A 26,553-nucleotide genomic window follows, 5' to 3' on the forward strand; every position below is an offset into this window, starting at 1 on the left:
GCCAAAGGGATCGCCGTTTCAGCCTTCACTCGGCTGGCCGCGACAGTGCCAGCCTTTTCCCGGCGCCCCGCTCGGGACGCTGATTCCACAGCCTCTCCCCCGCCACTTCCCGCGCCGTCTCGACGGCAATTCCCTGTGGCCCCTCCCGAACCGCGAGCGCGCCGGTTTCGCCGAGGCGGGCCGCATCGTAGAGGTCACATGTCACCGTTCCGCCGGACCAGATCCCGGCAAGGATCACGACCGTCCCCTTCACACATGCAGCCTGGGCAGCTTCAGGCGCGGCCTTGCCCGTGAAGTGGAAAACTGGCGTTGCGCCGATGGTCGCGGTCAAGGCGCCCTTCGTGCCGAAGAGGCCAGAACGGACATAGGCCGACTCCTGCGGGGAGAGATCACCATCATCCTCAAGCCAGCTTTTCGCAACGAAGCCCGCACCCTTCGGTTTGGACAGTGCCCTGCCCTCCTCCGTCATGAGCCCGATCAGCTCTCCGTCGGCGGAAACCAATAGCGCCGGGCGATCCTCAACGCTCCACGTGGCGAGAGCCGCCAGAACCGCTACCGCACCGCCCGTCCGAACAGCCCGACGCGCGAGAAGCGCCGCGAGGGCACCTAGCCCCATCAACGGCAGCGCCTCGGGCGGCGGCGCAGGGACGGCGAAGACGGCTCCCTCCAGTCCCGCGACCCAGTGGGCGGTCGCAAGGATGCCACGGCATCCCAGGTCAAGCGCCCAGAGTGCCGGCGCCTCCAGCCCCAGCGGGGCGAGAAGCGCCGCGACGACGCCCGCCGGCATGACGACAAACCCGGTGAGAGGGACGGCTACGAGGTTGGCGAGGAGGCCGTATTCGGCGACCCGGTTGAAATGGGCGGCGGCGATTGGCGCCGTAGCCAATCCGGCGACGAAGGAAGACAGAAGGAGCGTCGCGACCGGCACCAAGGCTTTCGGCACGCGGGCCTGCCATCGGCCCGCGAGACCGAAGACTGCAACCAGCGCGGTGGTCGCTCCGAAAGACATCTGGAAGCCGGGCTCTATAAGGCTTTCGGGCTCCGCCGCCAGGATCAGCACCGCGGCGATGGCAACAGAGCGCAGCGTCATCGCGCGGCGGTCAAGCAAGACCGCGAACAGCATCACCGCAACCATGAGGAAGGCGCGGATCGTCGCGACGTTCATGCCGGAAAGCGCGAGGTAAAAGGCTGCGGCGAGAAGCGCGACGGCGGCCGAGATCTTCTTGACGTTCATCCGAAGTGCGACTGGCGGCACAAGCGACAGCCCGTGGCGCAGCGCCATGAAGACGAAGCCGGTCAGAAGCCCCATGTGCAGGCCCGAGATCGAGATCAGGTGCGAGAGGTTCGACCCCCGCATCGCGTCGTTGGTCGCGGCCGCGATCCCCGAGCGGTCGCCCGTCATCAGCGCGGCGGCGAGCGCGCCCGACTGCCCCTCGATACGCTCCCGGATGGACGCTGACAGGCGCATCCGAAGACGGTGAATGCCCAGCCCCCCGGCACCCTCCCCGGCAGGTTTCAGAGCGAGCACGGGGGACCGCGTGTATCCCACGGCCCCAAGCCGGGCGAACCAGGCAAGACGCTGGAAATCGAACCCGCCAGGCTCCACCGGCCCTTCGGGAGGCGAGAGATGGCCGGAAAGGATCACGCGCAGTCCGGGTTCGGGTGCCACGAAGCCCTGTTTGCCGTGCAGCGCCACGCGGACGAGGGCCGGCGTGCGATCCGGGGCCACGCGCTCCAGCACGACATCGTCGAGCGTCAGTCGCGTCTCGTCAGAGAAGGAGCGATCGATGGCGACGATCCGTCCCTCGATCGAGCCGTAGTAACGAAAGTCGAGCACCGGCGCGGCGACGGAATTGGCCCGGTGGCCGGCCAACAGGAAGCCCGCCGCGACGAGCATCAACGCGGCGCCGGGGATTTGCCAGCGTTCCGCCCCGCGCCGCCAGAGCATGAGCCCGGCGAGCGCCAGCGCACCCGCGCTCAGGTAGGCGACAGGGCCGGGTTCGACACGAAGCGCGAACCAGGGGCCGATGCCGAGCGACAGGAAAACCGGCACCCACGGGAAAAGCTGCCCCCGCTCCGCCGCGAGCGCCCCGAACGGGTCGGCCAGAGGTCCCAGGAACCGCCGCACCCTTGTCTCGTCGCCTCCCTTTCCCTAAGACCCTGAGGTAATCCTTGCTAATCGTGGTTTCCGAAAGGTTAACGTGCCCATGCCGGCTGAAATCGTCACCCGTTTTGCGCCCTCGCCCACGGGCTATCTCCACATCGGAGGTGCGCGCACGGCACTCTTCAACTGGCTCTACGCCCGAGGGCGGGGGGGCAAGTTCCTGCTGCGGATCGAAGATACCGACCGAGAGCGATCCACCCCCGAGGCGACAGAGGCCATCCTGAAGGGCCTGAAGTGGCTCGGGATCGACTGGGATGGCGACTGGGTCAGCCAGTTCGAACGGCGCGACCGCCACGCCGAAGTGGCGCGCGAGATGCTGGCGAGGGGCGGGGCCTACAAGTGCTTCTGTACGCCCGCCGAGATCGAGGCGGCGCGCGAGGCGGCGCGGGCCGAGGGGCGTTCGACCCTGTTCCAGAGCCCTTGGCGGGACGCCGATCCCGCGAGTCATCCCGACGCGCCGTTCGTGATCCGCCTGAAGGCCCCGCGCGAGGGCGAGACAGTGATCGAGGACGCCGTGCAGGGAACGGTGCGTTTCCGTAACGACCAACTCGATGACATGGTCTGTTTACGTTCCGATGGTACCCCAACCTACATGCTTGCCGTCGTCGTCGATGACCACGACATGGGCGTGACCCATGTGATCCGGGGAGACGACCACCTGAACAACGCAGCCCGCCAGGCGCAGGTCTATCGCGCGATGGGCTGGGAAGAACCCGTCTGGGCGCATATCCCGCTGATCCACGGGCCCGACGGCAAGAAGCTGTCGAAACGGCACGGGGCGGTTGGGCTCGAAGCCTACCAGGCGCTGGGATACCCGGCCGCAGGGATGCGGAACTACCTGACGCGACTCGGCTGGGCGCATGGCGATGCCGAGTTCTTCACCGACGAACAGGCAAGGGAATGGTTCGACCTGAAGGGAATCGGGCGCGCGCCGGCGCGGCTTGACTTCAAGAAGCTCGAAAACATCTGCGGCCAGCACATCGCGGCGATGGCCGACGCGGACCTCGTCGAGGAAATCGCGGCCTACCTTGAGGCCGCCGAACGCCCCGCCCTTTCGCAGTCGCAGAAAGACGGGCTCCTGCGCGCCATGCCGCACTTGAAGGAACGCTCCAAGACATTCCCGGAACTCATTGAAAAAGCGCACTTCGTACTGGCGGCGCGCCCGATCGTCCCAGACGAAAAGGCGGGCGAGGCACTTACTCCGGTATCCCGTGGTATACTGAGAGAATTGACGCCGCAGCTGCAAAATGCTAGCTGGCAACGAGAAGAGATCGAACAGGCGGTGGCCAGGGTCGCGGAGGCTCACGGGATGGGCCTTGGCAAGATCGCGGCACCCCTGCGCGCAGCGATCGCGGGCCGGACCGTGACGCCCAGCGTCTTCGACATGATGCTTGTCATCGGGCGGGAGGAAACCATCGCCCGATTGACGGATGCGGCGGCCTGAGGCCCGGCGGCCCGGCCGATGTGTGCAACGCGCGGCGCGGCCCTGTCCGCAGCCGTCGCCAACGGAGAGGGACTGCCATGTCTGACGTGTCTGAGACTGCGAAGACTGCGACATTGACCATCGGAAACCGGTCGCTGGAGCTGCCGGTGCTGTCGCCCACCGTGGGACCAGACGTGATCGACATCCGCAAGCTCTATGCCGATGGCAACGTCTTCACCTACGACCCCGGATTCACCTCCACGGCCTCCTGCGATTCGACGATCACCTTCATCGACGGCGACGAGGGCGAGCTTCTCTATCGCGGCTACCCGATCGAGCAACTGGCCGAGAAGTCGCACTTCCTCGAGGTCTGCTATCTCCTCCTTTACGGCGAACTGCCGAACGCCGAGCAGATGGTGGATTTCGAGACGCGCGTGACGCGTCACACGATGGTGCACGAACAGATGCACTATTTCTTCCGCGGGTTCCGCCGCGACGCGCACCCGATGGCGACGATGGTGGGCGTGGTCGGCGCGATGTCGGCCTTCTATCACGACTCCACCGACATCTCGGACCCCTGGCAGCGGGAGGTCGCGGCGATCCGCATGATCGCCAAGATCCCGACGATCGCGGCGATGGCCTACAAGTACTCGATCGGCCAGCCCTTCGTGTATCCGAAGAACTCGCTCGATTACGCCGGGAACTTCCTGCACATGTGCTTTGCCGTGCCGTGCGAGGATTACGTGGTTGACCCGATCCTCGCGAAGGCGATGGACCGGATCATGATGCTGCACGCCGACCACGAGCAGAACGCCTCGACCTCGACGGTGCGTCTGGCGGGCTCCTCGGGCGCCAACCCGTTCGCGTGCATCGCGGCCGGCATCGCCTGCCTCTGGGGCCCGGCGCATGGTGGCGCGAACCAGGCTTGCCTTGAGATGCTCCGCGAGATCGGGACGGTCGACCGGATCCCGGAATTCATCAAGCGCGCCAAGGACAAGAACGACAGCTTCCGCCTCATGGGCTTCGGCCACCGGGTCTACAAGAACTTCGACCCGCGCGCGAAGGTGATGAAGCAGTCGGCGGACGAAGTTCTGGGCCTTCTTGGGATCGAAGACAACGAAACGCTGAAGGTCGCGAAGGAACTGGAGCGGATCGCGCTCGAGGACGACTACTTCGTCGAGAAGAAGCTTTACCCGAACGTCGACTTCTATTCGGGTATCATCCTCGAGGCGATGGGTTTCCCGACCTCGATGTTCACGCCGATCTTCGCCGTGTCGCGCACCGTGGGCTGGATCGCCCAGTGGAAGGAAATGCTCAGCGATCCGACGCAGAAGATCGGCCGCCCGCGCCAGCGCTACGTCGGCGAGCCGCAGCGCGACTACGTGGACGTCGAAGGCCGCTGAAACGGCGGCATACCGGATACGAAAGGGCCGCCATGAAGGCGGCCCTTTTTTCGTCCGTCATGCCCGCCATTCTTCCGGCCTCAGAAGGCGCACCACCGCACGCCCGCGCGGCGCCCCCGCTCAGCGCCCCTCGAAAACGGGCTTCCGCTTCTCGAGAAATGCGAGGACACCCTCCTTGAAGTCGCGCGTCCGACCGCAGTCTCCCTGAAGCTTCGCCTCCAGCGCCAGCTGTTCGTCGAGATCCCGCGAGAACGTGCCCCGGAGCGCCGTCTTGATCGCCCGGTAGGCAACGGTCGGACCCACGGCGAGCGTTTCCGCGCGGGCGCGCCAATGTGCCGGGAAGACGTCATCGGAGACGCATTCCCAGATCATGCCCCAGTCGGCTGCCTGCCTGGCCGTGATCTTTTCGGCGAAAAGCGCCGCGCCCATCGCCTTTGCGAAGCCCATCTGGCGCGGCAGCCAGTAGCTGCCGCCCGCGTCGGGCATGAGGCCGATGCGCGTGAAGGCCTGGATGAAGGAGGCGCCTTCGGCGGCGATCACGACGTCCGCAGCGAGGGCGAGGTTGGCCCCTGCCCCGGCCGCGACGCCGTTGACGGCCGCGATCGTCGGGATCTGGCAACCGTAGATCGCGCGCAACATCGGTTCATATTCGTCCCGGAGCGTCCGCTCGAGGTCGATCTCGGCCACGTTGGCGCGGTCGCCGAGGTCCTGGCCGGAGCAGAAGGCGCGGCCCTCGCCGGTCAGCACGAGAACCCGTGCCGAGGCTTCTGCGGCCTTCACCGCATGCGTGACCTCGGCCCGCATCTGGGTGTTGAGCGCATTCATCACCTCGGGCCGGTTCAGCGTCATGACCGCCAGACCGTCCGTTTCCGCGTAGGTGATCGTCTGATAATCCATGGCGCCCCTCCCAGTGCTCAGCCGGCGTCAGAATAGCCGCAATGGCCTGTGGGGAAAGGGGAACGGCGCGTCACTCCTTCAGAATTTCGGCGAGCCGCGCCTTTTCCTCGGTCGACAGACCCTCGGCATCCGGTTCCGGGGCACGGCGGCGGGAACGGACATAGGCCGCGGCCCCGGCGAGGGCTACAAGCAGCATCGCGGGCCCCGCGATCCAGAGGATGAGGTTCGCGCCGGTCGCCGGAGGCTCCAGAAGCACGTACTCGCCATAGCGAGACACGATGAACTGAACGGCCTCCTCATCGCTGTCCCCTTCCAGGAGCCGCTCGCGGACAAGGAGACGGAGGTCACGGGCAAGGCTCGCGTTGGAATCGTCGATGTTCTCGTTCCGGCAGACGAGGCAGCGGAGACCTTGCGATATCTCCCGCGCGCGCGCTTCGAGCGCGGGGTCGTCGAGCATCTCGTCGGGCTGCACGGCAAGGGCCGGCGCGGCCACGAGCATGAGGATGAGGAGAAGACGCTTCATCCCGGTCACTCCGCAGGCGTGGCGGCAAGCGCCGCCCGGCGCGCGCCCGCTGCAACGCGGTAGCGGCGGTCGGAAAGGCTCAGGAACCCGCCGAGCGCCATGATGATCGCCCCGGACCAGATCCAGTTCGCGAAGGGCTTGATGTAGGTCCTGACGGCCCAGCCGCCGCCTTCCTGCGGGTCGCCGATGACGAGGTAGACGTCGCGGAAGACGCCATTGTCGATCGCCGCCTCCGTTGTCGGCATGGCGGCGACGGGATAGAGGCGTTTTTCCGGGTGGAGCGTGGAAACAAGCTGGCCGTCCTTCTCAACCCGCATCGTGGCGGTGGTGGAGAGGAAGTTCGGCCCCTCGACCCGCTCGACCTTCTCCAGCGTGATCTCGTAACCGCCGACGCTGAAGGGCTCGCCCTCGCGGGCCACGCGGATGTCCTCGACCTGCCAGGCCATGAGGCCCGCGATCCCGAAGATGGTGATGCCCAGCCCGGCATGGGCCGTTGCCTTGCCCCAGTCGGCGCGCGGCAGGCGGCCGAGGCGCGGAAGCTTCCGCCCGGCACGGAGCCAGAGTTCGGCGGCCGAGCCGGCGACGAGCCAGGTGCCGAGGCCAAGGCCCAGGGGGCCAAGCGAGGACCGCCCCGTCTGCACCGCATAGGCGAGCGCCGTCAGGGCCAGCGCGAGGAACAGGGCCGGATAGAGAGGCTTCATGGCCTTCGCCAGGTTGCCGCGTTTCCAGGGCAGGACCGCGCCAATCGGCAGCACCAGCGCCAGGACGACCATGAAGGGGGTGAACGCCTTTTCGAAGAAAGGCGCACCGACGGAAAGCTTCCGGTCCCAGAGCATCTCGGCCACGAGCGGCCAGATCGTGCCGGTGAAGACGACGAAGGCCGCAACGGCGAGCAGGACGTTGTTGAGGACGAGCGCGGATTCCCGGCTGACCAGACCGAAGACGCCCTTGGCCTGCATCGCGCCCGCCCGCGCGGCGTAAAGGGTAAGCGCACCGCCCACGAAAACGGCGAGGATCGCGAGGATGAAGACCCCGCGCTCGGGGTCGTTGGCGAAGGCGTGCACCGAGGTGATGACGCCGGAGCGGACGATGAAGGTGCCGATCAGCGAGAAGCCAAAAGCGAGGATAGCCAGCAGGATGGTCCAGGATTTCAGCGCCTCGCGCTTTTCCACCACGATGGCGGAATGGAGGAGCGCGGCAGCGATGAGCCAAGGCATGAAGGAGGCGTTCTCCACCGGGTCCCAGAACCAGAAACCGCCCCAGCCGAGTTCGTAATAGGCCCACCAGGAGCCCAGCGCGATGCCGATGGTGAGGAAGACCCAGGCGGCGAGCGTCCAGGGCCGCACCCAGCGCGCCCAGGCGGCGTCCACGCGCCCCTCGATCAGCGCGGCCACGGCGAAGGAGAATGCCATCGAGAGGCCGACATAGCCGAGGTAGAGGAAGGGCGGGTGGAAGGCGAGGCCTGGGTCCTGGAGGAGCGGGTTCAGGTCCTCTCCGTCGAAGGGCGGAACGGCAAGACGCAGGAAGGGATTCGAGGTGAAGAGGATGAAGGCGAGGAAGGCCGCGCCGATCATCGCCTGTATCGACAGGACACGGGCGCGGAGCCGCGGCGGCAGCGCACCGCCGAACCACGCGGCCGAGGCCCCGAAGAGTGCGAGAATGAGAACCCAGAGCAGCATCGAGCCCTCGTGGTTCCCCCAGACGCCCGTGATCTTGTAGAGCATCGGCTTCGCCGTATGCGAGTTGAGCGTGACGAGACGAAGCGAGAAGTCCGAGGTCACGAAGGCCCAGGTGATCGCCACGAAGGAAAACGCGATCAGAAGGAACTGCGCCGTCGCGGCAGGTTCCCCCACGGCCATCCAGCCGCGCCACCCCTTGTGCGCGCCGACAAGTGGAACGATCGCCTGCACGAGCGCGACGGCGAGGGCGAGGATCAGCGTGAGGTGGCCGAGTTCGGTAAACATGCGCGGGACAATAGGAGTTTCCGCGGGCCGATCCAATGGGGATGCGCGCGCATGTCGCGGGGATTTGACCGAACCTGCCCCCGGAGGGCCCAGCGGCATGTCTAAGCCCCCGCCGCCGGCCGGGCCGTCGGTTCCAGCGAGCGATACTTCCGGGCCGAAAAGCCGGAATCAATCACCTCTCGAACTGCGCCACTCCGCGAGGGCGGGGTTGCCGTCCTCCGGGGCAGGCTGGCCCGGGGGCGGCGGTAGCGGGGCTTGGCTCTGGGCGCGGAAGTAATGCGCCTCCCGCGCGCCGAAATAGAAGCCGACAATCGCGCCGAGAAGCCACCAGAGCGGTTCGGGCACATAGGCGAGGCCAACCATTCGCTCCGCGAAGCTGATCGGGTCGACCATCGCGTATACGAAGAGGCCGAGAGTGCCGAGGGCGAGCATCGGGCGCGGGAGGCGGTTCAGGCCGTTGACGAAGCGGTCGAAGAGGCCGGGACGGATGTACTGGAACTCCGCCCCATGTTCGTCCAGCGCGGCCATGTAGGCCTCGTGGTTCTTCTCCATCCGCTTCGTCGCATTCGGCGTGAAGACCTCTGCTATGCCAGTGACGGCGTTGCCGAGGGCGGTAGTGGCCGCCGGGCCGCCGAGGATCTGCGGGATCACGCCCATGCCGCGACCCTCCGGCGGTGGGCGAGATCGGAAAGGTGGAACCGTGGCGAGATGAACTCCTCGGCCCGCGTTATCCAGCCGCCCTTCCCTCCGTCCCGGCGGCGAGCGTACTTGCGGCTCTGCGGGCGCGCGTCAGCGAGGGCGTAGTAGTAGTTGCGCCGGGCGATTCCGTAGGCGTCGGCTATGTGCTCCGGCGCGGCCTCTGCTGCAGCCTGGGCCGCCGCTATGGTCTGCGGGCCGATGACGCCATCCACCACGACGTCCCGGCCCATGTCGACCAGGAGCCTTTGCAGCACGCGGACTGCGTTCGGGCCCGTGTTAACGTACATGTCGAAGACCGAGGGCCGGATGCTCTCGGGCAGCTCGGCGATGCGCGGGCGGCGGAAGTAATGCTCGACGAAGATTTCCTCGGCCTGTTCCCGCGAGAGGCGGCGGACATCGGCCTCGCTCACCTTACCGTCGCCCGTGAGGTCGAGCCCGAGGCGGCGCATCGTTCCGATCGTAACGCCGTACTTGGTGGCGCCGCCCGGATCGTCCGGGTCGTTCACGTAGCCGCCCTCGCGGGCGACGATCTCTCTGGCGATGTCGGTGACGGATCTCATGCGGCTTCCCCTCGGCTGACGCGCGGGGGAAGCTCACATCAAATGGTTAATTCGTCGCAGCCTGTGCGTTCGGATCCTCGTAGACGCCCTGTTCCTTGAGGGCGTCGATCACTTCCTTCGGCATGTAGGTTTCGTCATGCTTGGCGAGGATCTCGCGCGCGACGAAGGTGCCGTCCTCCATCACGCCGGTCCCGATCATGCCCTGCCCTTCGGCGAAGAGGTCGGGAAGGACGCCGGTGAAGGTGACGGGAATGACCGCGCCCCCATCGGTGACGCGGAAGCTGACGGTCTCGCCTTGCCCACGGACAATCGAGCCTTCCTCGACAAGACCGCCGAGGCGGAAGACTTCGCCCGGCGCGGGCGGGGTCTCGACGACCTGGCTCGGCGCGCGGAAGAAGTTGATGCCGTCCCGCATCGCGTAACCGATCACCGCGGTCGACAGCGCGAGCGCAAGCGCCGCGACGACGATCACCTGGATCCGGCGTTTCTTCTTGAGATTCTTCATGCTCTCCTCACGGGAACACTGGCGCGAGCATGAGCCCCGCCGTCTCCTCCACCCCCAGCATCAGGTTCGCGTTCTGGATCGCCTGTCCCGAGGACCCCTTGGCGAGGTTGTCGAGCGCGGCGATCACGACGGCGCGGCCGGGGAGGCGGTCGCCGACCACGCCGATATGAACGTAGTTGGAGCCTGCGATGTGTCTTGTCGAGGGGAGTGCGCCGAAAGGTAGCACCCTGAGGAACGGTTCCGCCGCATACCTGTCGGCCAGCGCCTTGTGGACCTGCGCCGGCTCGCCCCGAACGTAGACGGTGGCGAGGATGCCCCGGTTAAAGGGCATCAGGTGGGGCGTGAACTGGACGCGGACGGGCCGGCCGGCGGCCTTGGAGAATTCCTGATCGAACTCGCCGAGGTGACGGTGGGTGCCGGCCGCTGAATAGGCGTGCGTGCCGCCGGAAAGCTCGGCGTGAAGGAGGTTTTCCTTCAGCGACCGCCCTGCCCCGCTGACGCCGGCCTTGAGGTCGATCACGATCTCGTCGAGGTCGATGACCCCCGCCTCGATCAGCGGGCGGATCGCATACTGGCCGGTCGCGGCGTTGCAGCCGGTGCCGGCGACGAGCCGGGCGTTGCGGATGTCGTCGCGGTAGAACTCGGTCAGGCCGTAGACGGCCTCCTTCTGAAGCTCCACGGCGGCATGGGGCTTGCCGTACCACTTCTCGTAGTCGGCCGGGTCCCGCAGACGGAAGTCGGCGGAAAGGTCGACGATCTTGAGGTTGCGCGGCAGTTCCGAAATCACGGCCTGAGAGGTCGCATGAGGAAGCGCGCAGAAGGCGAGGTCCACGCCGGAAAAATCCATGTCCTCGATCTTTTCGAGGAGCGGCAGGTCGAGATGCCCGAGATGGGGAAAGACCTCGGCCATGGGAAGGCCGGCCTTCCGCTCGCCGGACAGGCCGACGATCTGCATCGAAGGATGGGTGGCGATCAGGCGGACGAGCTCGGCGCCCGTATAGCCAGAGGCTCCGAGAATGGCGATCTTTTGGGTCATGGGCCTGCCCCCCTGAAGAAATGACGCGGACTGTTTGGAGAAGCTTCTGGCGCGATGCAAGGGGGAACGCGAGTGGCCGCTGCGGGCACCAAGGGCGAAATGGGTGCTACTTGCCTGTTATGAATGACTTTTCATCGTTCCGGAAATGAAAAGCCGGTACCGCGATCTGTTTCCGTCGCTGTCGAAAACAGTTGGGGCCCGCCGTGGAAGCGGGCCCCGCCATTTCTTCAGCAATCATGCGTGGCCGCGCCACTACTTGATGATGATCTCCGGCCCCATGAACGTCGTCGGCAGCCAGGTGGAGATCCCCGGGACATAGGTCACGATGATCAGGAAGGCGAAGAGGATCGCGAGCCAGGGCAGTGCGGCCCGGACCACCGCCATCACCGACATGTTCGCGACGCTCGAGGTTACGAAGAGGTTCAGGCCCACGGGTGGCGTGATCATCCCGATCTCCATGTTCACGACCATGATGATCCCGAGGTGGATCGGATCGATGCCGAGCTCGATCGCGATGGGGAACACCAGCGGCGCGACGATCACGACAAGGCCCGAGGGTTCCATGAACTGGCCGCCGATCAAAAGGATCACGTTGACGGCGATCAGGAACGTGACCGGGCCGAAGCCTGCGTCGAGAAGCGCAGCCGTGATGGTCTGCGGGATCTGTTCGTCAGTCAGGACGTGCTTCAGGATCAGCGCGTTCGCGATGATGAACATGAGCATGATCGTGACCTTGCCCGACTCGAAGAGCGCCCTGCGCGCGTCCCGGTGGACGAAGGCCGTGAGAAGAGCCCAGGGCCTCGAGATCAGCGAAAGGTTCCGCACGCCTTCCGGATCGTGGAGCGGCCCCATGTCCCGGTAGACGAAGTTCGCGATCAGGAAGGCGTAGACCGCCGCGACGGCCGCCGCCTCGGTCGGGGTGAAGACGCCGCCGTAGATCCCGCCGAGAATGATGACGATCAGGAACAGCCCCCAGCCCGCGTCGCGGGCGGCGGCGAAGACCTCGCCCCAGCCGGCCCAGGGCTGCGCGGGAAGGTTGCGAAGACGGGCGACCACGTAGATGCCGACCATCAGCATGAGCCCGGCGAGAAGGCCCGGGATCACGCCCGCAAGGAACATGCGTCCGACCGAGACGTCGACGGCGGCGGCATAGACCACCATGACGATCGAGGGCGGGATGAGGATGCCGAGCGTGCCCGCATTGCAGATCACGCCGGCTGCGAAATCCTTGGAATAGCCGACCTGCCGCATACCCGCGATGCAGATCGAGCCGATGGCGACCACGGTCGCGGGCGACGATCCCGAAAGTGCCGCGAACATCATGCAGGCGAAGACCGCCGCCATGGCGAGGCCGCCGCGGAAGTGACCGACGACGGAAATCGCGAAGCGGATGATCCGCTTGGCGACGCCCCCCGTCGACATGAAGGTCGAGGCGAGGATGAAGAATGGGATCGCGAGCAGCGTGTAGTGGCCTGCGAAGGCGTTGAAGAGCTGCTGGGCGATCGACGCGAGCGACGTTTCCGAAAACGCCAGCATGAAGACGATCGACGAAAGGCCGAGGCTCACCGCGATCGGAACGCCGATCAGCATCAGGCCGATGACCATCAGGAACAGGAAGAGGATATCCATGGATCAGTTCTCCCGATCCGCCGAACCGGCGGCTTCTTCGACCATGTCTTCGGCCTCGTGGCTGGCGATCAGAAGCTCGGCATGACCGATCCAGACCCTCAACGCCGCCTGGACGAAGCGGAACATCAGAAGCGCCATGCCGATCGGCAGCGCCGCGTAGGGAATGAAGCGGGGCAGCTTCTCGTAGGGCTCGCCCTCGTTCAGGATCGGCTCGATGAAGCGGAGCCAGTCGGGCATGCGGATGTCGTTGACCTCGTACCAGGCCTGCTTGCCCACGAAGGGCGCCCAGTAGTTCCACGACCCGACAAGCAGCAGGACCGCGTAGAGGATGCAGACCCCCGCGGCGACAAGCGTCAGCCACCTGCGCGGCCCGCGCGGCAAGGCGCGCGCGACGACGTCGATACCGAGGTGGCCGTGTATCTTCACGACGTAGGACGCGCCGAGAAGAACGAGCCACGAAAAGAGGAAAACGGTCGCCTCGAGCGCCCAGAGCAGGTTGGCGTTGAAGACGTAGCGGGCGATGACGTTGGCGAAGGTGATGAGCGTCATCAGACCCAGAAGGACCGCGATCAGCGTCTCCTCGATCTCGTTGACTAAGCGCCCGATCGCCGTTCTGGCATTGGCAGACATTCGGGTTCCCTCCCTCTGGCCGGCCCCAAGCGGGTGCGGCGATGCGGATGCCGGCCCGCCCGTGCGAAACGGGCGGCCGGTTCGGGATTAGTTCGTGGCGTTGTAGGTGACGGCGGTGTCGATGACGTCCTGACCGATCTCGTCAGCGAACTTGGCCCAGACCGGCTTCATCGCCTCGACCCATTCGGCGCGCTGCTCGGCCGTCAGGGAGCGCACGACGGCGCCGGTGGCGACGACCGCTGCCTTGGCTTCTTCCTCGACCTGGACGACCGCGGCGTTACGCTCGGAGGTCACTTCGTCCATGATCGTCTTGAGCTGGCCGCGCACGTCCTCCGGCAGGCCTTCCCACCAGTCGTTAGACACCACGACCATGTAGTCGAGCACGCCGTGGTTCGTTTCGGTGATGCCGTCCTGAACCTCGAAGTACTTCTGGCCGTAGGTGTTCGACCAGGTGTTTTCCTGCCCATCGACGACGCCCGTCTGGAGCGCGCCGTAAACCTCGGAGAAGGCCATCTTCTGCGGGTTCGCGCCGATCGCCTCGAACTGCGCCTGGAGCACGTCGGACGGCTGGATGCGGAACTTCAGGCCCGCCGCGTCACCCGGCACGAGGAGCGGCTTGTTGGCCGAAAGCTGCTTCATCCCCGAATGCCAGTAGGCGAGGCCGAGAAGGCCCTTGCGCTGCATCGAGGTCAGAAGCGCCTGACCGTCCTCGGACAGCTGGTAGCGGTCGACGGCACCGATGTCCTCGAAGACGAAGGGCAGGTCGAAGAGGCGGAATTTCTTCGTGAAGGTCTCGAACTTCGACAGCGACGGGGCGGCCATCTGCACGTCGCCGAGGAGCATCGCCTCGAGAACCTTGTCGTCATCGTAGAGGGTCGAGTTCGGGTAGACCTCGACGCAGGCCTTGCCGTTCATCTCCTCATTCACGCGGTCGGCGAAGAGCTGGGCCGCGATGCCCTTGGGGTGCTTGTCCGCGTTGGTGACGTGGGCGAACTTGATCAGGATCTCGCCGTCGTCGCAGGCGGCGAAGGCCGAACCGGCCGTCAGGGCGAGAAGGCTCGCCGCGGCGGCGAGGGCATGGCGAATACGCATTCGGGGTTCCTCCTATTTGTTGCGTCCCGGTCCGGTCGGTCCGGAAGCTGCCGCTAGAGCGACGGCTGGGAGGGAGGAAGCCGCATGGACCCAGGGCCATGCAATCCGCTCATGGCGGCTATGCGAAGGAAATCGGCAAGCGGGACCGCCGATGTTTCCGTTTCCACCCATCGCCGTTCCCGTGACGTGTGGAAATCGGAACACCCGTCCCTCAACCCTCGAAGTCCTCACGCCTGAGCCGGTGCTTCTGCATCTTCTCGTAGAGCGTCTTGCGCGACAGGCCGAGCGATTCGTAGGTCGCCTTGAGGTTCCCGTCATGGGCCGCAAGGGCCGCGGCGATGACGCTCTTTTCGAAGCGGTCGACCTGCTCGGCGAGGCTCAGCGCGGGACCGGCGGCCGAATACGCGTCGGTTTCGATGCCGAGCACGTATCGGTCCGCCGCGTTCTTCAGTTCGCGCAGGTTTCCGGGCCAGTCCCTTGTCGCGATCTCCAGAAGCCTTTCCGGCGGCACGGCAATCGAGGGGCGTCCAAATCGCTCCGCCGCTTCGGAGACGAAATGCTGGAACAGGCGCGGGATATCCTCCGCCCGGTCGCGCAAGGCGGGAAGCCGCAGGGTGACGGGGTTGAGGCGATAGAGCAGGTCGTCGCGGAACTGCCCCTGCTGGACGAGGGTTTCCAAGCTGTCCTTTGCGGAGGCGAAGAACCGCACGTCCAGGTCGACCTTCTCGCTCGTTCCGAGCGGCTCGATTGCGCGGTCTTCCAGCATCCGCAACAGCTTGACCTGAAGCGATGGCGGGGCCGATCCGATCGCGTCGAGATAGACCGTCCCGCCGCGAGCATGTTCCAGACGTCCCGTTCGCGCCCGCATCGCGCCCGGAAAGGCGCCGGCCACATGGCCGAAAAGCTCCGTCTCGATCATCGCCCCGGGAAGCGCCGCGAGGTTGATCGTGACGAAGGGCTTGTCGCGCCGGTCCGAAAGCTGGTGGATCGAGCGGGCGACGAGTTCCTTGCCCGATCCCGTATCGCCGACGATCAGCACGTCAAGATCGGTCGCGGCAACGGCACGGATCTTGCGGCGCAGTTCCACCAACGCGGGCGCGCGCCCGAGGACCACCGCCTCGAGCGGGTCATCCGCCTGCCCCGCCTCGCGCAGGCTACGAAGCTCCATCACGAGTTCGCGCTTCTCGGCGGCGCGTTCGATCGCCTGAACGAGGCGGTCGGTCGCGAAGGGCTTCTCGATGAAATCGTAGGCTCCCTTGCCGAGCGCCTCCACCGCCAGTGGCACGTCGCCGTGACCGGTGATGAGAACTACCGGCTGATCGGCATCGACCGCCAGTGCCGCCTCCAGAAACTGGATCCCGTCCATGCGCGGCATGCGGATGTCAGACACGACGACACCCGGAAAGTCGCGGGCCAACGCCTCCAGCGCCCTGTCGGCGCGGGCGAAGGCCGTGACCTCGTAGCCCCTGAGTTCCAGGGATTGCTGGACCGAGCGACGGATGTCCTCCTCGTCGTCGATCAGGATGACCTGCCGGCGCGTCATTCGGCCGCCTCCTGCCCCCCGGCCTCTGCCGCCCTGAGCCGCAGAGTGAACCGCGCGCCGCCCTCCTCGCGGTTCTCCGCCCGGATCGTTCCGCCGAAGTCCTTTATGATGTTGTAGCTGATCGAAAGGCCGAGCCCGATCCCTTTGCCAACCTCCTTCGTGGTGAAGAACGGATCGAAGATGCGGGGCAAGGCATCCTCCGCGATTCCAGTTCCGTTGTCCTCGACCACGACCCCGACGTCGGCGCCGCGGCACGTCGCCCTTATGGAGATTACCGGATCGCGGTCCGGGGGCGTGGCATCAAGCGCGTTGCCGATCAGGTTCATGAACACGTGCTGCAGGCGGACCTGCCCGCCGAGCACCTTGATCCCGGTTTCGGTCGGCACCACGACGCTGGCCCCGGCCCTCTCGATCCGGCCCTCGAGAAGAGACAGCGTCTCCTCCAGCGCGGCGTCCAGCGACACGGGCTCGACCGTGTCCTGCGAGCGGCGCGCGAAACGCGTGAGGTGCTTCGACAGCTGCCCCATACGGTCGGTCAGCCTGAGTACGCGCGACAGGTTCTCGCTGGCCTGCGGCCCCGCCCCGGCATCCACGAAGGCTATTGCGTTTTCGGCATAGGCCCGGATGGCCATCAGCGGCTGGTTGAATTCGTGGCTGAGGGCTGCCGACATCTGCCCCAGCGCGGCGAGCTTGCCGGCCTGGATCAGTTCGGTCTGCGTCCGCCGCAGGCTTTCTTCCGCCGCCTTCCGTTCCGCGACCTCCTCCTGCAACTTGACGTTGGCATGGCTCAGTTCGCTGGTCCGTTCCTCGACGCGGCGTTCGAGCACGGCCTGCGCACGCTCGCGGTCGCGGAGCCGTTCCAGGAGCCGCCGTCGCCGTTGCACCATCATGGCGACGCCCATGCCAGCGGAGATCGCAAGGGCGGCGGCGAGCATCGTATAGGTCCAGAGCTCGGCGCGAAGCGGCGCGGTATCCATGAGCAGATGCAGGTTCCATTGCTCGACGGGCATCGTCCGGCTGAGATGCAGGAACTCCGTCTCCGGCGCCTGGGCGCGATCGGCGGGCGCGACGACGATTTCATAGTCTTCGCCTTCGGGCGCTTCCCTCACGGCGATCGGCGCCGGAGCGATTGCCGAGAGGTCGAATTGCTGTGCCGCCGAGATTCGCCGCCGGTCGGCGGCAGACATGGGCGTCAGCGTTTTCAGGACCAAGAGAGGGTTCCCGGCAAGTATGATCACGCCGGCCGCGTCCGTGACGAATATCTGGCCGCGGCTCTGCCGGAAATCCTGTTCCAGCCCCTCGACGGCGACCTTCGTCACGACGACCCCGATGATCGTTCCGCCATCGCGCACCGGCGAGGCGAAGTAGTAGCCCCGCACCCCGGAGGTGGTGCCCAATCCGAAGAACCGCCCGAGACGACCGTCTCTCGCCTCCGCGAAGTAGGGACGGAAGGAAAAGTTCTTGCCGACGAAGCTGGTCTTCTCGGCCCAGTTCGACGCCGCGATCGTTCGCCCGTCGATTCTCATGACATAGGTATCGGCCGTTCCCGACGCCGCGTTCCAGATCTCCAAGTCGCGGTTCAGCCCGTCGATGAGGTCCGGGTTCGACGGGTTGCGCAGCGCTTCGACGACAGCGGGATGGCGTGCATAGATCGGCGTGAGCGCGCGGAAGCGGTCGAGCCAGCCGCTGGTCATCTCGGAATAGAGAGTGAGAGAGCCCTGACCCTCGCGGGCATAATCGGCGCGCAGCTTCCGTGTCAGTTCCGCGTGACCGAGATACCCGACGGAGAAAAGGACACACAGCACGAGCCCGGCGAGCAGGAGCTTGCTCCCCCAGCTTCTGCCCCGAGCCCCGACTTCGGTCATTATCGCCTCTCTCAACCTGCGCGACAGGCTATGTCACGGCGGCAGCCCTCAGCAAGTGCGCCGCCGCGGCCGGAAACATCGCGGACGCGCGCCCTACCCCACCGGAGCCCAGATCACGTCGTCGATCCGTGGCGCGCATGTCGCAAGCATAACGAGCCGGTCGAACCCCATCGCGATGCCGCTTGCGGGCGGCATGTGCGCCAGAGCGGCCAGAAAGTCCTCGTCGATCGGGTAACGCTCGCCATAGACGCGCTCCTTCTCGGCCATCTCGGCCTCGAAACGCCGGCGCTGCTCGGCCGGGTTCGTCAACTCGCCGAAGCCGTTGGCGAGCTCCACCCCGCAGGCGTAGACCTCGAACCGTTCCGCAAGGCGCGGGTCGGAGGGCACCGGGCGGGCGAGCGCGGCCTCGGCGGCGGGATAGCGATCCAGAACGGTCATCCGGCCCATGCCGAGGTTCGGCTCCACCTTCTCGACCAGCACGCGCGACAACATGTCGGACCAGGTGTCGTCCGTCGCATGACGGATACCGGCTCGGGCGAGTTCGGCGGCAAGCGCCTCGGCCGACGTCGTTCCATCCGGGGCGATCGAGGCGAGAAGGTCGATGCCGGCGTAGCGGGAGAATGCCTCCGCCACGCTCAGGCGCTCGGGCTCGGCGGAGGGGTCGCAGGTCCGGTCGCGGAACCGCAGCTCCCGCGCGCCGGCGGCTTCGGCCGCGAGCCGCAGGAAGGCCGCGCAGTCGTCCATGAGCACGTCGTAGGGCTCACCCACGCGATACCATTCGAGCATGGTGAATTCCGGCGAATGCAGTGCCCCCCGCTCCCGGTTGCGCCAGACATGGGAAAAGGCATGGATGCGCGTCTCGCCGGCCGCGAGGAGCTTCTTCATCGCAAACTCGGGCGAGGTGTGCAGATACATCCGCCGCGGCTGCCCGTCATTGCCGATGGCGTCCGTGCCGAAAGCATGAAGATGCGCCTCGTTGCCCGGCGAAACCTGTAGCGCGGCGGGATCGACTTCGGTGAAGCCCTCGGCGGCAAGCCAGGATCGCAGCCCCGCCTGTATGCGGTTGCGCGCGAGAAGCAGCGGCCTGCGGTCGGCATGGCGCGACGGGGTCCACCAGGGAGACGCGGGTTCGGGGCTTGTCAAGGGTTGCGCCTTTCGGCTGGAGATTTTCGGGAACATGCGCTAGGAGCGGCGGCGAAGTGCCGCGTCCCTTACGACGCGGGCGCCAGAGAGACAAGGAAGAGACCCGTGAAAGTCATTGCTTCGAGCCTTCGCAAAGGCAACGTCGTCGACATCGACGGCAGGCTCTACGTCGTTCTTACCGCCCAGAACTTTCACCCCGGCAAGGGCACGCCGGTCACGCAGGTCGACCTGCGGCGGATCTCGGACGGCGTGAAGGTTTCGGAACGCTGGCGGACCACCGAGCAGGTGGAAAAGGCGCATGTGGACGAACGCTCCTACGACTACCTCTACGAGGACGGCGAAGGCTACCACTTCATGGAGCCCGAGACCTACGAACAGCTGACCGTCTCGCCCGACGTGATCGGCGACCAGAAGGTCTATCTTCAGGAAGGCATGCGCGTTTTCCTGCGGACGCATGAAGGCGTCGCGATCGCCATCGAACTGCCGCAGAAGATCACGGTACAGATCACCGAAACGGAGCCGGTCGTGAAGGGCCAGACGGCGTCCTCGTCCTACAAGCCCGCAATAACCGATATCGGGGTCCGGGTCATGGTGCCGCCGCATATCGACGCCGGCACGCGGATCGTTATCAACACGGAAGACAATTCCTACGTCGAGCGTTCGAAGGACTGAACAACAGTCCCGGCGCCAAGAGGCTCTAGCGGCCGTCCCTTGGGGGCGGCCGTTGCCTTTCCGGCCCTGTGCCGCGATCGGCCCGCCCCCCCCAAGGATGGCGGCGCAATGGCGCTGCTCGGATCGCCCCGGTCAGCCGGTGCCGGCCTGCCGGGCGTATTCCTCGGCGTCGAACCAGCCGCGCGAAGCCTTCACCTTGAGATCGTCGCCAAGATCCCATTCCTCCCACCCGTGGACCTTCAGCGGATTGCCCGTTTGCGAGTGATGGCCAGTTAAGGTCCAGATATAGACGGCATGCGATCCCGCGCAGCGTATCTCGTCGCAGACGAGCGAAAGGCCAGGCACGTCCGCGTAAACCCGGCGGCCATTTCCGCGATTCCGGACCGGCTCTTCCAAGGCTCCCCACGATTGATAACGATCTCACCGTCGGCAGCATAGAAAGACGCCTCCGCATCGGCGGATTTCGAGTTCCAGGCGGCCGTGTAGTCCTGTGCCATGGTCGCGACGGCTTTCGGATCGATTGTCATTGCGAACCCTCCATTTCCTCCTGACGTGACGTCAGCGTCAGGCATGCACGGTCGTCTGTCCAACGTCGTGGCGTCGGTCTCACCCGACACCGGGCGCCGGAACGCCATGCGCGAACGCCAGGACCGCTGCCTTGGGGGACGAAGCTCGGCTCCGGAATTGGTCGAGATCAGGGTTTCAGTTCGCCTGCCCTTACCGGGAATGGCAGTATGTTCTGCGGCGGCGGCAGCGGGCAGACGGCGAGGTCTGTGAAGGCGCAGGGCGGGTTGTGCGCCTTGTTGAAGTCGAGCGTGATCTTTCCGCCGCCGATGTCCTCGCCGATCAGGAAACGCGCCGCGCCGTAGGTGTCCTTCCCTGACGTTGCATCGCGGATCACGAACATCGGCTTGCCGCCCTTCCAGTGGGTCGGGATGAGTGTCACGCGCTGGCCCTCATGCAGGAAGCTGGCGGAATGGGTCAGTTGCACCTTCTCGCTGCGACCGTCGACGAGGGCCACGTCGGCCATCGCGGGCTTGTCGAGTTCGATCCAGTCGGCGCGGATGACCCAGGCGGGATCGTGCGGGAAATGCCGGAGCCCCGCGAAGCTTACGCGGGCCCGCGACAGCAAGTCCCGCACCCTGAGCGCCGGGTGGCCTTCGACCCGATGGATTTCGAGCAGGACCGAGTCCACGACAAGCCGCGGCGGCGCATCCGGCCGGGGGCCGAAATCCTCCTCCTCGCCACCGGGAAGCCGGAATGAGGCCACGCCAGCGCGCGTGAGGATCAGGGTGCCGAGATGGGCCGGACCCGCGGAGATGCGAAGATCGTTCTCCGGACCGGTTCCGACGCTGTGCCTGCCCGGCGTGATCTCGATCCGGTCGGTGAGGTTGAGCCAGCCGTCATCCGCCTTGAGCGCCGCGAGCCGGGCGGCGCGCCAGTCTTCCAGGGCAGCGGACCAGGCGTCGGCGTCCATCGCGGCGCCCCGCTACGCGCTCTCGAACTCGATCCGGCGCCGCAGGAACTGCGTCGCCTTCGAGGAAACGCTTTTCGGGTTGCCCGTGGTCAGGAACCTTGTCTCCGTTCCCGACCCGATGAAATCGGGATGGCGGTGGAGGTAGTCGGCAAGGCTTTCCGCGACGAGATTCGCCTGGGAATAGACCTTTACCCCCTCGCCCAGCGCCTCCTGGAAGGCGCGCGCCATCAGCGGGTAGTGCGTGCAGCCGAGAACCGCGGCCTCGGGGTTCGGCATCCGGCGCAGGAGCGCCTCGACATGGGACCGGACGAGCGCCTCGGCCAGGATCTCGTCTCCCTGCTCGATCGCGTCGACGACGCCACCGCAAGGCTGCGCCTCGACGTCGACGCCGATGGCGCGGAAGGCCAGCTCGCGCTGGAAGGCGCGGGAGGCCACTGTGGCGGGCGTCGCGAACAGCGCCACGTGCTTCACCGCGACCTCGCGCGGCGGGGAGTTGTCGCCCCATTGCCGTTCGGTGAGCGCCTCGATCAGGGGCACGAAGACCCCGAGAACACGCTTGCCCTTCGGCACCCAGGTTTCCTGCATCCGGCGAAGCGCGGCGGCCGAGGCCGTGTTGCAGGCGAGGATCACGAGATCGCAGCCCTCCTGCCAGAGCCGTTCGACGCCCGCGCAGGTCAGGTTGAAGATGTCCTCGGCGTCACGCACGCCATAGGGCGCGTGCGCATTGTCGCCATAGTAGACGAAGGCCACGTCGGGCAGCCGCTTCGAAACCGCGTCGAAGACCGTCAGACCGCCCAGCCCCGAATCGAAAACACCGACTGCCATGCCTGCCTCACCCTCTGGGGTTATGCCCTGTATTTCGCCTCGAACTCGTAGCCGTGACCGAGGTTCGCCAGAGGCTTCGGGCTCAACTCATAAGTCGCCTGGCGCAGGAAATCCATCATCGCCTTGGAATCGGACCGAAGCGGGTCGATCTGGGCGCGCGGGATCGGTTCGCCCACCACGACGCGGACGGGCTCGTCCACGCGCGCGCGGAACTCCTTTATGAGAAGCGCGAGGCGGAGCGTCTGGTGCATATGGCTCGCAAGCTGGAAGAGGCGCGAGTTGTGGCCCTCGAAGAAGACCGGAACCACCGTCGCCTCGGACTTCGCGATCATCTTCGCGGTGAAGTTGCGCCACACCGGGTCCAACGGGCGGCCGAAGGGCCGTGCCGAGGTCGAAACCGTGCCGCCCGGGAAGATGCCGATGGCACCACCCTTGCCGAGATAGTCGAGCGCGGCCGCGCGGGTTTCGAGGTTCTGGCGCACCGCTTCCTTCGTCTCGTCGAAAGAGATTGGAAGGATGATCCGGTCGAGTTCCTCGGCGCGGCGGAAGATGCGGTGGGCGACGATGCGGAAATCGCCGCGGACCTGGCTGAGGATGTTACCCATCATCAGCCCGTCGAGGATGCCGTAGGGATGGTTCGCGACAAGAACCAGCGGCCCCGTCGTCGGGATGTTCGCAAGGCTGCCGCCGACGACGTCGAGTGTCAGGCCGTAGCGCCCGGCGATGACCTCCCAGAAGTCCCGGCCCAGCGCGACTTCGTCCTCGTAGCCCTTCGCACGGCGGATGAGGCCGATGCGGCCCGTGGCGTTTTCCAGAACGCGAATGACGGCGCGCCCGCCACGCGAGCGGGCGGACGAAGCGTAACTGATCTCTCGGGCTACCTGGCGTTGCATCTTGGCGCGCCCCTTACTCCTGCTCGATGGCACAATCCAGCGGAGTTTTCGCGCAGGATGGTGACGGCGGCATGACAAGGTTGCCGCGACGTTATTCCGCCGCTTGTTGCAGGGGCGCCCCGCCCGCGCGGAAGGTCGCAAGAAGCTCCTCCCGCCGCTTGGCGGCAGCCTTTTCCGAAAAGGCTTTCACCGGCCCAAACCCCCGGATCTCGAGCGGAAGGCGGGCAAGAGCCAGCGCCGCCTCGGCCCGGTCAGGGGTCAGTTCCTTGAAGACCTCCGCCATGTCGGATTCGTATTCCGCGATCAGGCGGCGTTCCATCCGGCGTTCGGCGCTGCGACCGAAGGGATCGAACGCCGTGCCGCGCAGGCCCTTCATCAAGGCGAGAAGGCGGAAGACCGGCAGTATCCAGGCGCCGTATTCACGCTTCCTCGGGCGGCCGTCCGCACCCTTCCCCGCGAAGAGCGGCGGGGCGAGGTGATAGCTCACCCTGAAGTCGCCCCCGAATTCCGCCCGCGCCTTTTCGGCCGTCTCCAGATGCAGCCGCGCGACCTCGTATTCGTCCTTGTAGGCGAGAAGCTTGTGATAGCCCTCCGCGACGGCCTCTTTCAGTTGTTCCGGCGCGGAGGCGACGAAGGCGCGGTAGCGGCCCGCCAGGGACACGCCCTGATAGTCTTCGAGATGCCGCGCGCGGAAGTCGATCTTTTCTTGCAGCGTCAGTGGCTTTTCGACGTCTGCCGAGGTGATTTTCGTGACCTCTTCGGGGTGTTCAGCCGCCCAGCGCCCGATCTCGAAGGCGCGCAGGTTGCCCTTGACGGCGGTCCCGTTCAACTCGATCGCGCGGGTGATCGCGTCGTGGCCGAGAGGAATAAGGCCTTTCTGCCAGGCGGCTCCGACGACGAGCATGTTCGAGTAGATCGAATCTCCGAGAAGCCGCCGGGCAAGGTCCGAAGCGTCGAAGAAACTGACGCGGTCCTTCAGCCGCGCCTGAAGCGCAAGCTGCAGCTGGTCGGTCGGAATGCGGAATTCGCGGTGCCGAGTGAAGTCGCCGGTCATGATCTCATGCGCGTTCACGACGGCCGCGGTTCGGCCCTGGCGCATGAGGCCAAGCGTCTTGGTGCCGGCCGTCACGACGAGATCGCCGCCGATCACGCAGTCCGCCTCGCCCACCGCGACGCGGATCGCGCTGATATCGGAGGGTTTTTCGGCAAGCCGCAGGTGAATATGGACGGCACCGCCCTTCTGGGCGAGGCCCGCCATCTCCATCATGCCGGCGCCCTTGCCCTCCACATGCGCGGCCATTGCGAGAACCGCGCCCACGGTGACGACGCCCGTTCCGCCGACGCCCGTGATGACGACGTTATGCGTGCCCCGGATCGCGGGAACCGTGGGCTCGGGCAGATGAGGAAGGTCGAGGTCCTGCACGGCGGCCTTCTTCAACTCCGCCCCCTTCAGCGTGACGAAGGACGGGCAGAAGCCTTTCAGGCAGGTGAAGTCCTTGTTGCAGGAGGATTGATCTATGGCGCGCTTGCGGCCGAGTTCGGCTTCCACCGGCACGATGGAAACGCAGTTAGACTGCACACCGCAGTCACCGCAGCCCTCGCAGATGTCGGTGTTGATGAAGACGCGCCGGTCGGGGTCCGGGAAGGTCCCGCGCTTGCGGCGGCGGCGCTTTTCCGCGGCGCAGGTCTGGACGTAAACGATGGCCGATACGCCCTTGATCTGCCGGTACTTCTCCTGAACGGACGGAAGCTCGTCACGGGTGAATTTCTCGATGCCCTGCGGGAAGGCGGAAAGCTCGATCTCCTCCTTCGGGTCATAGACGAGGGCGAGGTGCTTCACGCCGAAGGCCAGAAGCTCGCGGCAGATCTGTTCTGCGGTCAGGCCGCCGTCGTTCTTCTGCCCGCCGGTCATTGCGACGGCGTCGTTGTAGAGGATCTTGTAGGTGATGTTCGTGCCGGCGGCGAGCGCGGCGCGGATCGCCTGAAGGCCCGAATGGTTGTAGGTCCCGTCGCCGAGGTTCTGGAACACATGGTCGCGGTTCGAGAACGGCGCCTCGCCGATCCAGTTCGCACCCTCGCCACCCATGTGCGTGAACCCGAGGGTGGAACGGTCCATCCACTGGACCATGTAGTGGCAGCCGATCCCCGCATAGGCGCGGGAACCCTTCGGCACCTTGGTCGAGGTGTTGTGAGGGCAGCCCGAGCAGAACCAGGGAAGCCGGGCCGCGAGTTCGGGGGCGTTGTCGGCCTTGCGCGCCTCTTCAATTGCCTGCAGCCCGGCCTTGACGCGTTCGGTGCCGCGCCCTTCCTCGATCAGGATGTGGCCGAGCTTCTCGGCTATCAGCATCGGGTCGAGGGCGAAGCGGGTCGGAAAGAGTTCCTCGCCGTCCTTCTTCCAGCCGTAGACGCGCCGGCCGCGGCGGTCGTCGAAGATCGCCTCCTTCACCTGCACCTCGATCAGCTTGCGCTTCTCCTCGACCACGACGATCAGGTCGAGCCCCTCCGCCCAGTCATGGAAGCTCTGCATGTCGAGAGGCCAGGTCTGGCCAACCTTGTAGGTCGTGATGCCCAGCCTTTCGGCCTCGTTCCCATCGATGCCGAGCAGGGTGAGGGCATGCGTGAGGTCGAGCCAGTTCTTCCCGGCGGCGACGAAGCCGATCTTCGCGCCGGACTTGCCCCAGACACGGCGGTCGATGCGGTTCGCGCGGGCGAAAGCCTCGGCGGCGAAGCGCTTGTAGTCGATCATCCGCGCTTCCTGCGCGACCGGCGTATCACTGAGGCGGATATTCAGGCCGCCGTCCGGCATGCGGAATTCGGGCGTGACGAATTTCATCCGGTGCGGGTCACCGTCGACGACGGCCGTCGCCTCGACCGTGTCCTTCATCGTCTTGAGACCGACCCAGACGCCCGCGAAGCGGCTGAGCGCCCAGCCGTAAAGGCCGAAATCCAGGATCTCCTGCACGCCCGCCGGCGAGACGACGGGCATGTACGCATCGACCATCGCCCAATCGGACTGATGGAGCGTGGTGGAGGACTCGCCGGTGTGGTCGTCGCCCATCGCCATGAGGACGCCGCCGTTGGGCGAACTGCCGGCCATGTTGGCGTGCCGCATCACATCGCCGGAGCGGTCCACCCCCGGCCCCTTGCCGTACCAAAGCGCGAAGACGCCATCGAATTTTCCCTCCCCCCGGAGCTCCGCCTGCTGGGTCCCCCAGATCTGGGTCGCCGCGAGGTCTTCGTTCAGGCCGGGCTGGAACCGGATGTCGGCGGCGGCGAGTTCCTTCTTCGCGCGCGACATCTGCATGTCGACCGCCCCAAGAGGCGATCCGCGGTAACCCGTCACGTAGCCAGCCGTATCGAGTCCCGCCGCCTTGTCGCGCGCCTTCTGCATCAGCATCAGCCGGACGAGCGCCTGAGTTCCGTTCAGAAGCACTGGCGACTTCGAAAGGTCAAAACGGTCGGAAAGAGTGATATCCTGCCTGCTCATTCAGCACCTCCCCAGCGAAACGAGCGCATCTTGATGTTAGGTCAAAAAAGCTGACCTACAAAACGAAAAATCCGTGAAATACTTTTTTGTTACGTCCGTCTGGCCTATGTAAGGAAACTTCGA

General features: G+C 66.1%; 22 protein-coding genes. 3 read left to right on the forward strand and 19 right to left on the reverse strand.

The window, feature by feature from the left end:
• Positions 1-25: 25 nt before the first annotated feature.
• Positions 26-2,128, reverse strand: a complete 2,103-nt coding sequence (locus ABCN56_RS17465; RefSeq protein ID WP_343082114.1) for a ComEC/Rec2 family competence protein — start codon at positions 2,126-2,128, stop codon at positions 26-28.
• A gap of 79 nt (positions 2,129-2,207) precedes the next feature.
• Here ABCN56_RS17465 and gltX point away from each other — a divergent pair, with 79 nt between their 5' ends.
• Together gltX and gltA are read left to right on the forward strand one after the other, a co-directional pair.
• The gene (gene gltX / locus ABCN56_RS17470; protein ID WP_343082115.1) at positions 2,208-3,608 is read left to right on the forward strand and encodes a glutamate--tRNA ligase; all 1,401 of its coding nucleotides are present in this window, start codon (positions 2,208-2,210) and stop codon (positions 3,606-3,608) included.
• Positions 3,609-3,685: 77 nt separating this feature from the next.
• Positions 3,686-4,990 carry a citrate synthase gene (gltA, locus tag ABCN56_RS17475; protein WP_343082116.1) on the forward strand — a complete coding sequence of 435 codons (1,305 nt, stop codon included), beginning with the start codon at positions 3,686-3,688 and terminating at the stop codon, positions 4,988-4,990.
• Between the two features lie 120 nt (positions 4,991-5,110).
• Here the strand turns inward: gltA and ABCN56_RS17480 are convergent, their stop codons facing one another.
• From ABCN56_RS17480 to epmA, 13 genes are all read right to left on the reverse strand, one after another.
• Positions 5,111-5,887 (reverse strand): enoyl-CoA hydratase-related protein, encoded by a 777-nt coding sequence (locus ABCN56_RS17480; protein WP_343082117.1) that lies wholly within the window; start codon positions 5,885-5,887, stop codon positions 5,111-5,113.
• Between the two features lie 70 nt (positions 5,888-5,957).
• Positions 5,958-6,410, reverse strand: a complete 453-nt coding sequence (locus ABCN56_RS17485; RefSeq protein WP_343082118.1) for a cytochrome c-type biogenesis protein — start codon at positions 6,408-6,410, stop codon at positions 5,958-5,960.
• 5 nt (positions 6,411-6,415) lie between these two features.
• A complete protein-coding gene (locus tag ABCN56_RS17490) occupies positions 6,416-8,374 on the reverse strand; it encodes a heme lyase CcmF/NrfE family subunit (RefSeq protein WP_343082119.1) in 1,959 nt (652 codons plus the stop codon).
• 168 nt (positions 8,375-8,542) lie between these two features.
• The gene (locus ABCN56_RS17495) at positions 8,543-9,031 is read right to left on the reverse strand and encodes a holin family protein (RefSeq protein ID WP_343082120.1); all 489 of its coding nucleotides are present in this window, start codon (positions 9,029-9,031) and stop codon (positions 8,543-8,545) included.
• Positions 9,022-9,633 (reverse strand): holin-associated N-acetylmuramidase, encoded by a 612-nt coding sequence (locus tag ABCN56_RS17500; RefSeq protein WP_343082121.1) that lies wholly within the window; start codon positions 9,631-9,633, stop codon positions 9,022-9,024. Before ABCN56_RS17500 ends, ABCN56_RS17495 begins: the two co-directional genes overlap by 10 nt.
• Positions 9,634-9,679: 46 nt before the next feature.
• Positions 9,680-10,138: a cytochrome c maturation protein CcmE gene (ccmE, locus tag ABCN56_RS17505; protein WP_343082122.1), complete on the reverse strand. Its 459-nt coding sequence runs from the start codon at positions 10,136-10,138 to the stop codon at positions 9,680-9,682.
• Positions 10,139-10,145: 7 nt separating this feature from the next.
• Positions 10,146-11,174 (reverse strand): N-acetyl-gamma-glutamyl-phosphate reductase, encoded by a 1,029-nt coding sequence (gene argC, locus ABCN56_RS17510; protein ID WP_343082123.1) that lies wholly within the window; start codon positions 11,172-11,174, stop codon positions 10,146-10,148.
• Positions 11,175-11,426: 252 nt separating this feature from the next.
• Positions 11,427-12,803: a TRAP transporter large permease gene (locus ABCN56_RS17515; protein WP_343082124.1), complete on the reverse strand. Its 1,377-nt coding sequence runs from the start codon at positions 12,801-12,803 to the stop codon at positions 11,427-11,429.
• Positions 12,804-12,806: 3 nt separating this feature from the next.
• Entirely contained in the window at positions 12,807-13,433 is a 627-nt protein-coding gene (locus tag ABCN56_RS17520) for a TRAP transporter small permease (protein WP_343082125.1), read from the reverse strand.
• An 87-nt stretch (positions 13,434-13,520) separates the two neighbouring features.
• Entirely contained in the window at positions 13,521-14,525 is a 1,005-nt protein-coding gene (locus ABCN56_RS17525) for a DctP family TRAP transporter solute-binding subunit (RefSeq protein WP_343082126.1), read from the reverse strand.
• A gap of 211 nt (positions 14,526-14,736) precedes the next feature.
• Positions 14,737-16,068: a sigma-54-dependent transcriptional regulator gene (locus ABCN56_RS17530; protein WP_343082127.1), complete on the reverse strand. Its 1,332-nt coding sequence runs from the start codon at positions 16,066-16,068 to the stop codon at positions 14,737-14,739.
• A complete protein-coding gene (locus tag ABCN56_RS17535; RefSeq protein WP_343082128.1) occupies positions 16,065-17,933 on the reverse strand; it encodes an ATP-binding protein in 1,869 nt (622 codons plus the stop codon). Before ABCN56_RS17535 ends, ABCN56_RS17530 begins: the two co-directional genes overlap by 4 nt.
• A gap of 93 nt (positions 17,934-18,026) precedes the next feature.
• On the reverse strand, positions 18,027-19,076 hold the full coding sequence (gene epmA, locus ABCN56_RS17540; RefSeq protein ID WP_343082129.1) for an EF-P lysine aminoacylase EpmA: 1,050 nt from the start codon (positions 19,074-19,076) through the stop codon (positions 18,027-18,029).
• Positions 19,077-19,181: 105 nt separating this feature from the next.
• Here epmA and efp point away from each other — a divergent pair, with 105 nt between their 5' ends.
• Positions 19,182-19,748 (forward strand): elongation factor P, encoded by a 567-nt coding sequence (efp, locus tag ABCN56_RS17545; protein WP_343082130.1) that lies wholly within the window; start codon positions 19,182-19,184, stop codon positions 19,746-19,748.
• A gap of 132 nt (positions 19,749-19,880) precedes the next feature.
• On the opposite strand, the gene ABCN56_RS17550 is transcribed toward efp, so the two are convergent.
• From ABCN56_RS17550 to ABCN56_RS17570, 5 genes are all read right to left on the reverse strand, one after another.
• The gene (locus tag ABCN56_RS17550; protein ID WP_343082131.1) at positions 19,881-20,093 is read right to left on the reverse strand and encodes a hypothetical protein; all 213 of its coding nucleotides are present in this window, start codon (positions 20,091-20,093) and stop codon (positions 19,881-19,883) included.
• Positions 20,094-20,442: 349 nt separating this feature from the next.
• Positions 20,443-21,225 carry a DUF1684 domain-containing protein gene (locus tag ABCN56_RS17555; RefSeq protein ID WP_343082132.1) on the reverse strand — a complete coding sequence of 261 codons (783 nt, stop codon included), beginning with the start codon at positions 21,223-21,225 and terminating at the stop codon, positions 20,443-20,445.
• 12 nt (positions 21,226-21,237) lie between these two features.
• Positions 21,238-22,050 (reverse strand): glutamate racemase, encoded by an 813-nt coding sequence (murI, locus tag ABCN56_RS17560; protein WP_343082133.1) that lies wholly within the window; start codon positions 22,048-22,050, stop codon positions 21,238-21,240.
• Positions 22,051-22,070: 20 nt separating this feature from the next.
• Positions 22,071-22,943 (reverse strand): lysophospholipid acyltransferase family protein, encoded by an 873-nt coding sequence (locus ABCN56_RS17565; RefSeq protein ID WP_343082134.1) that lies wholly within the window; start codon positions 22,941-22,943, stop codon positions 22,071-22,073.
• A 91-nt stretch (positions 22,944-23,034) separates the two neighbouring features.
• Complete coding sequence (locus tag ABCN56_RS17570) at positions 23,035-26,430, reverse strand: indolepyruvate ferredoxin oxidoreductase family protein (RefSeq protein ID WP_343082135.1); 3,396 nt, start codon at positions 26,428-26,430, stop codon at positions 23,035-23,037.
• Positions 26,431-26,553: the final 123 nt, after the last annotated feature.

It is taken from the genome of Ostreiculturibacter nitratireducens (genome assembly GCF_032670585.1).
Classification (GTDB): Bacteria; Pseudomonadota; Alphaproteobacteria; order Rhodobacterales; family Rhodobacteraceae; genus Ostreiculturibacter; species Ostreiculturibacter nitratireducens.

Coding starts and splice junctions, on each gene's coding strand:
- gltX (WP_343082115.1), top strand. CDS start 2,208: ATGCCGGCTGAAATCGTCACCCGTTTTGCGCCCTCGCCCACGGGCTAT.
- gltA (WP_343082116.1), top strand. CDS start 3,686: ATGTCTGACGTGTCTGAGACTGCGAAGACTGCGACATTGACCATCGGA.
- ABCN56_RS17480 (WP_343082117.1), bottom strand. CDS start 5,887: ATGGATTATCAGACGATCACCTACGCGGAAACGGACGGTCTGGCGGTC.
- ABCN56_RS17485 (WP_343082118.1), bottom strand. CDS start 6,410: ATGAAGCGTCTTCTCCTCATCCTCATGCTCGTGGCCGCGCCGGCCCTT.
- ABCN56_RS17490 (WP_343082119.1), bottom strand. CDS start 8,374: ATGTTTACCGAACTCGGCCACCTCACGCTGATCCTCGCCCTCGCCGTC.
- ABCN56_RS17495 (WP_343082120.1), bottom strand. CDS start 9,031: ATGGGCGTGATCCCGCAGATCCTCGGCGGCCCGGCGGCCACTACCGCC.
- ABCN56_RS17500 (WP_343082121.1), bottom strand. CDS start 9,633: ATGAGATCCGTCACCGACATCGCCAGAGAGATCGTCGCCCGCGAGGGC.
- ccmE (WP_343082122.1), bottom strand. CDS start 10,138: ATGAAGAATCTCAAGAAGAAACGCCGGATCCAGGTGATCGTCGTCGCG.
- argC (WP_343082123.1), bottom strand. CDS start 11,174: ATGACCCAAAAGATCGCCATTCTCGGAGCCTCTGGCTATACGGGCGCC.
- ABCN56_RS17515 (WP_343082124.1), bottom strand. CDS start 12,803: ATGGATATCCTCTTCCTGTTCCTGATGGTCATCGGCCTGATGCTGATC.
- ABCN56_RS17520 (WP_343082125.1), bottom strand. CDS start 13,433: ATGTCTGCCAATGCCAGAACGGCGATCGGGCGCTTAGTCAACGAGATC.
- ABCN56_RS17525 (WP_343082126.1), bottom strand. CDS start 14,525: ATGCGTATTCGCCATGCCCTCGCCGCCGCGGCGAGCCTTCTCGCCCTG.
- ABCN56_RS17530 (WP_343082127.1), bottom strand. CDS start 16,068: ATGACGCGCCGGCAGGTCATCCTGATCGACGACGAGGAGGACATCCGT.
- ABCN56_RS17535 (WP_343082128.1), bottom strand. CDS start 17,933: ATGACCGAAGTCGGGGCTCGGGGCAGAAGCTGGGGGAGCAAGCTCCTG.
- ABCN56_RS17555 (WP_343082132.1), bottom strand. CDS start 21,225: ATGGACGCCGACGCCTGGTCCGCTGCCCTGGAAGACTGGCGCGCCGCC.
- murI (WP_343082133.1), bottom strand. CDS start 22,050: ATGGCAGTCGGTGTTTTCGATTCGGGGCTGGGCGGTCTGACGGTCTTC.
- ABCN56_RS17565 (WP_343082134.1), bottom strand. CDS start 22,943: ATGCAACGCCAGGTAGCCCGAGAGATCAGTTACGCTTCGTCCGCCCGC.
- ABCN56_RS17570 (WP_343082135.1), bottom strand. CDS start 26,430: ATGAGCAGGCAGGATATCACTCTTTCCGACCGTTTTGACCTTTCGAAG.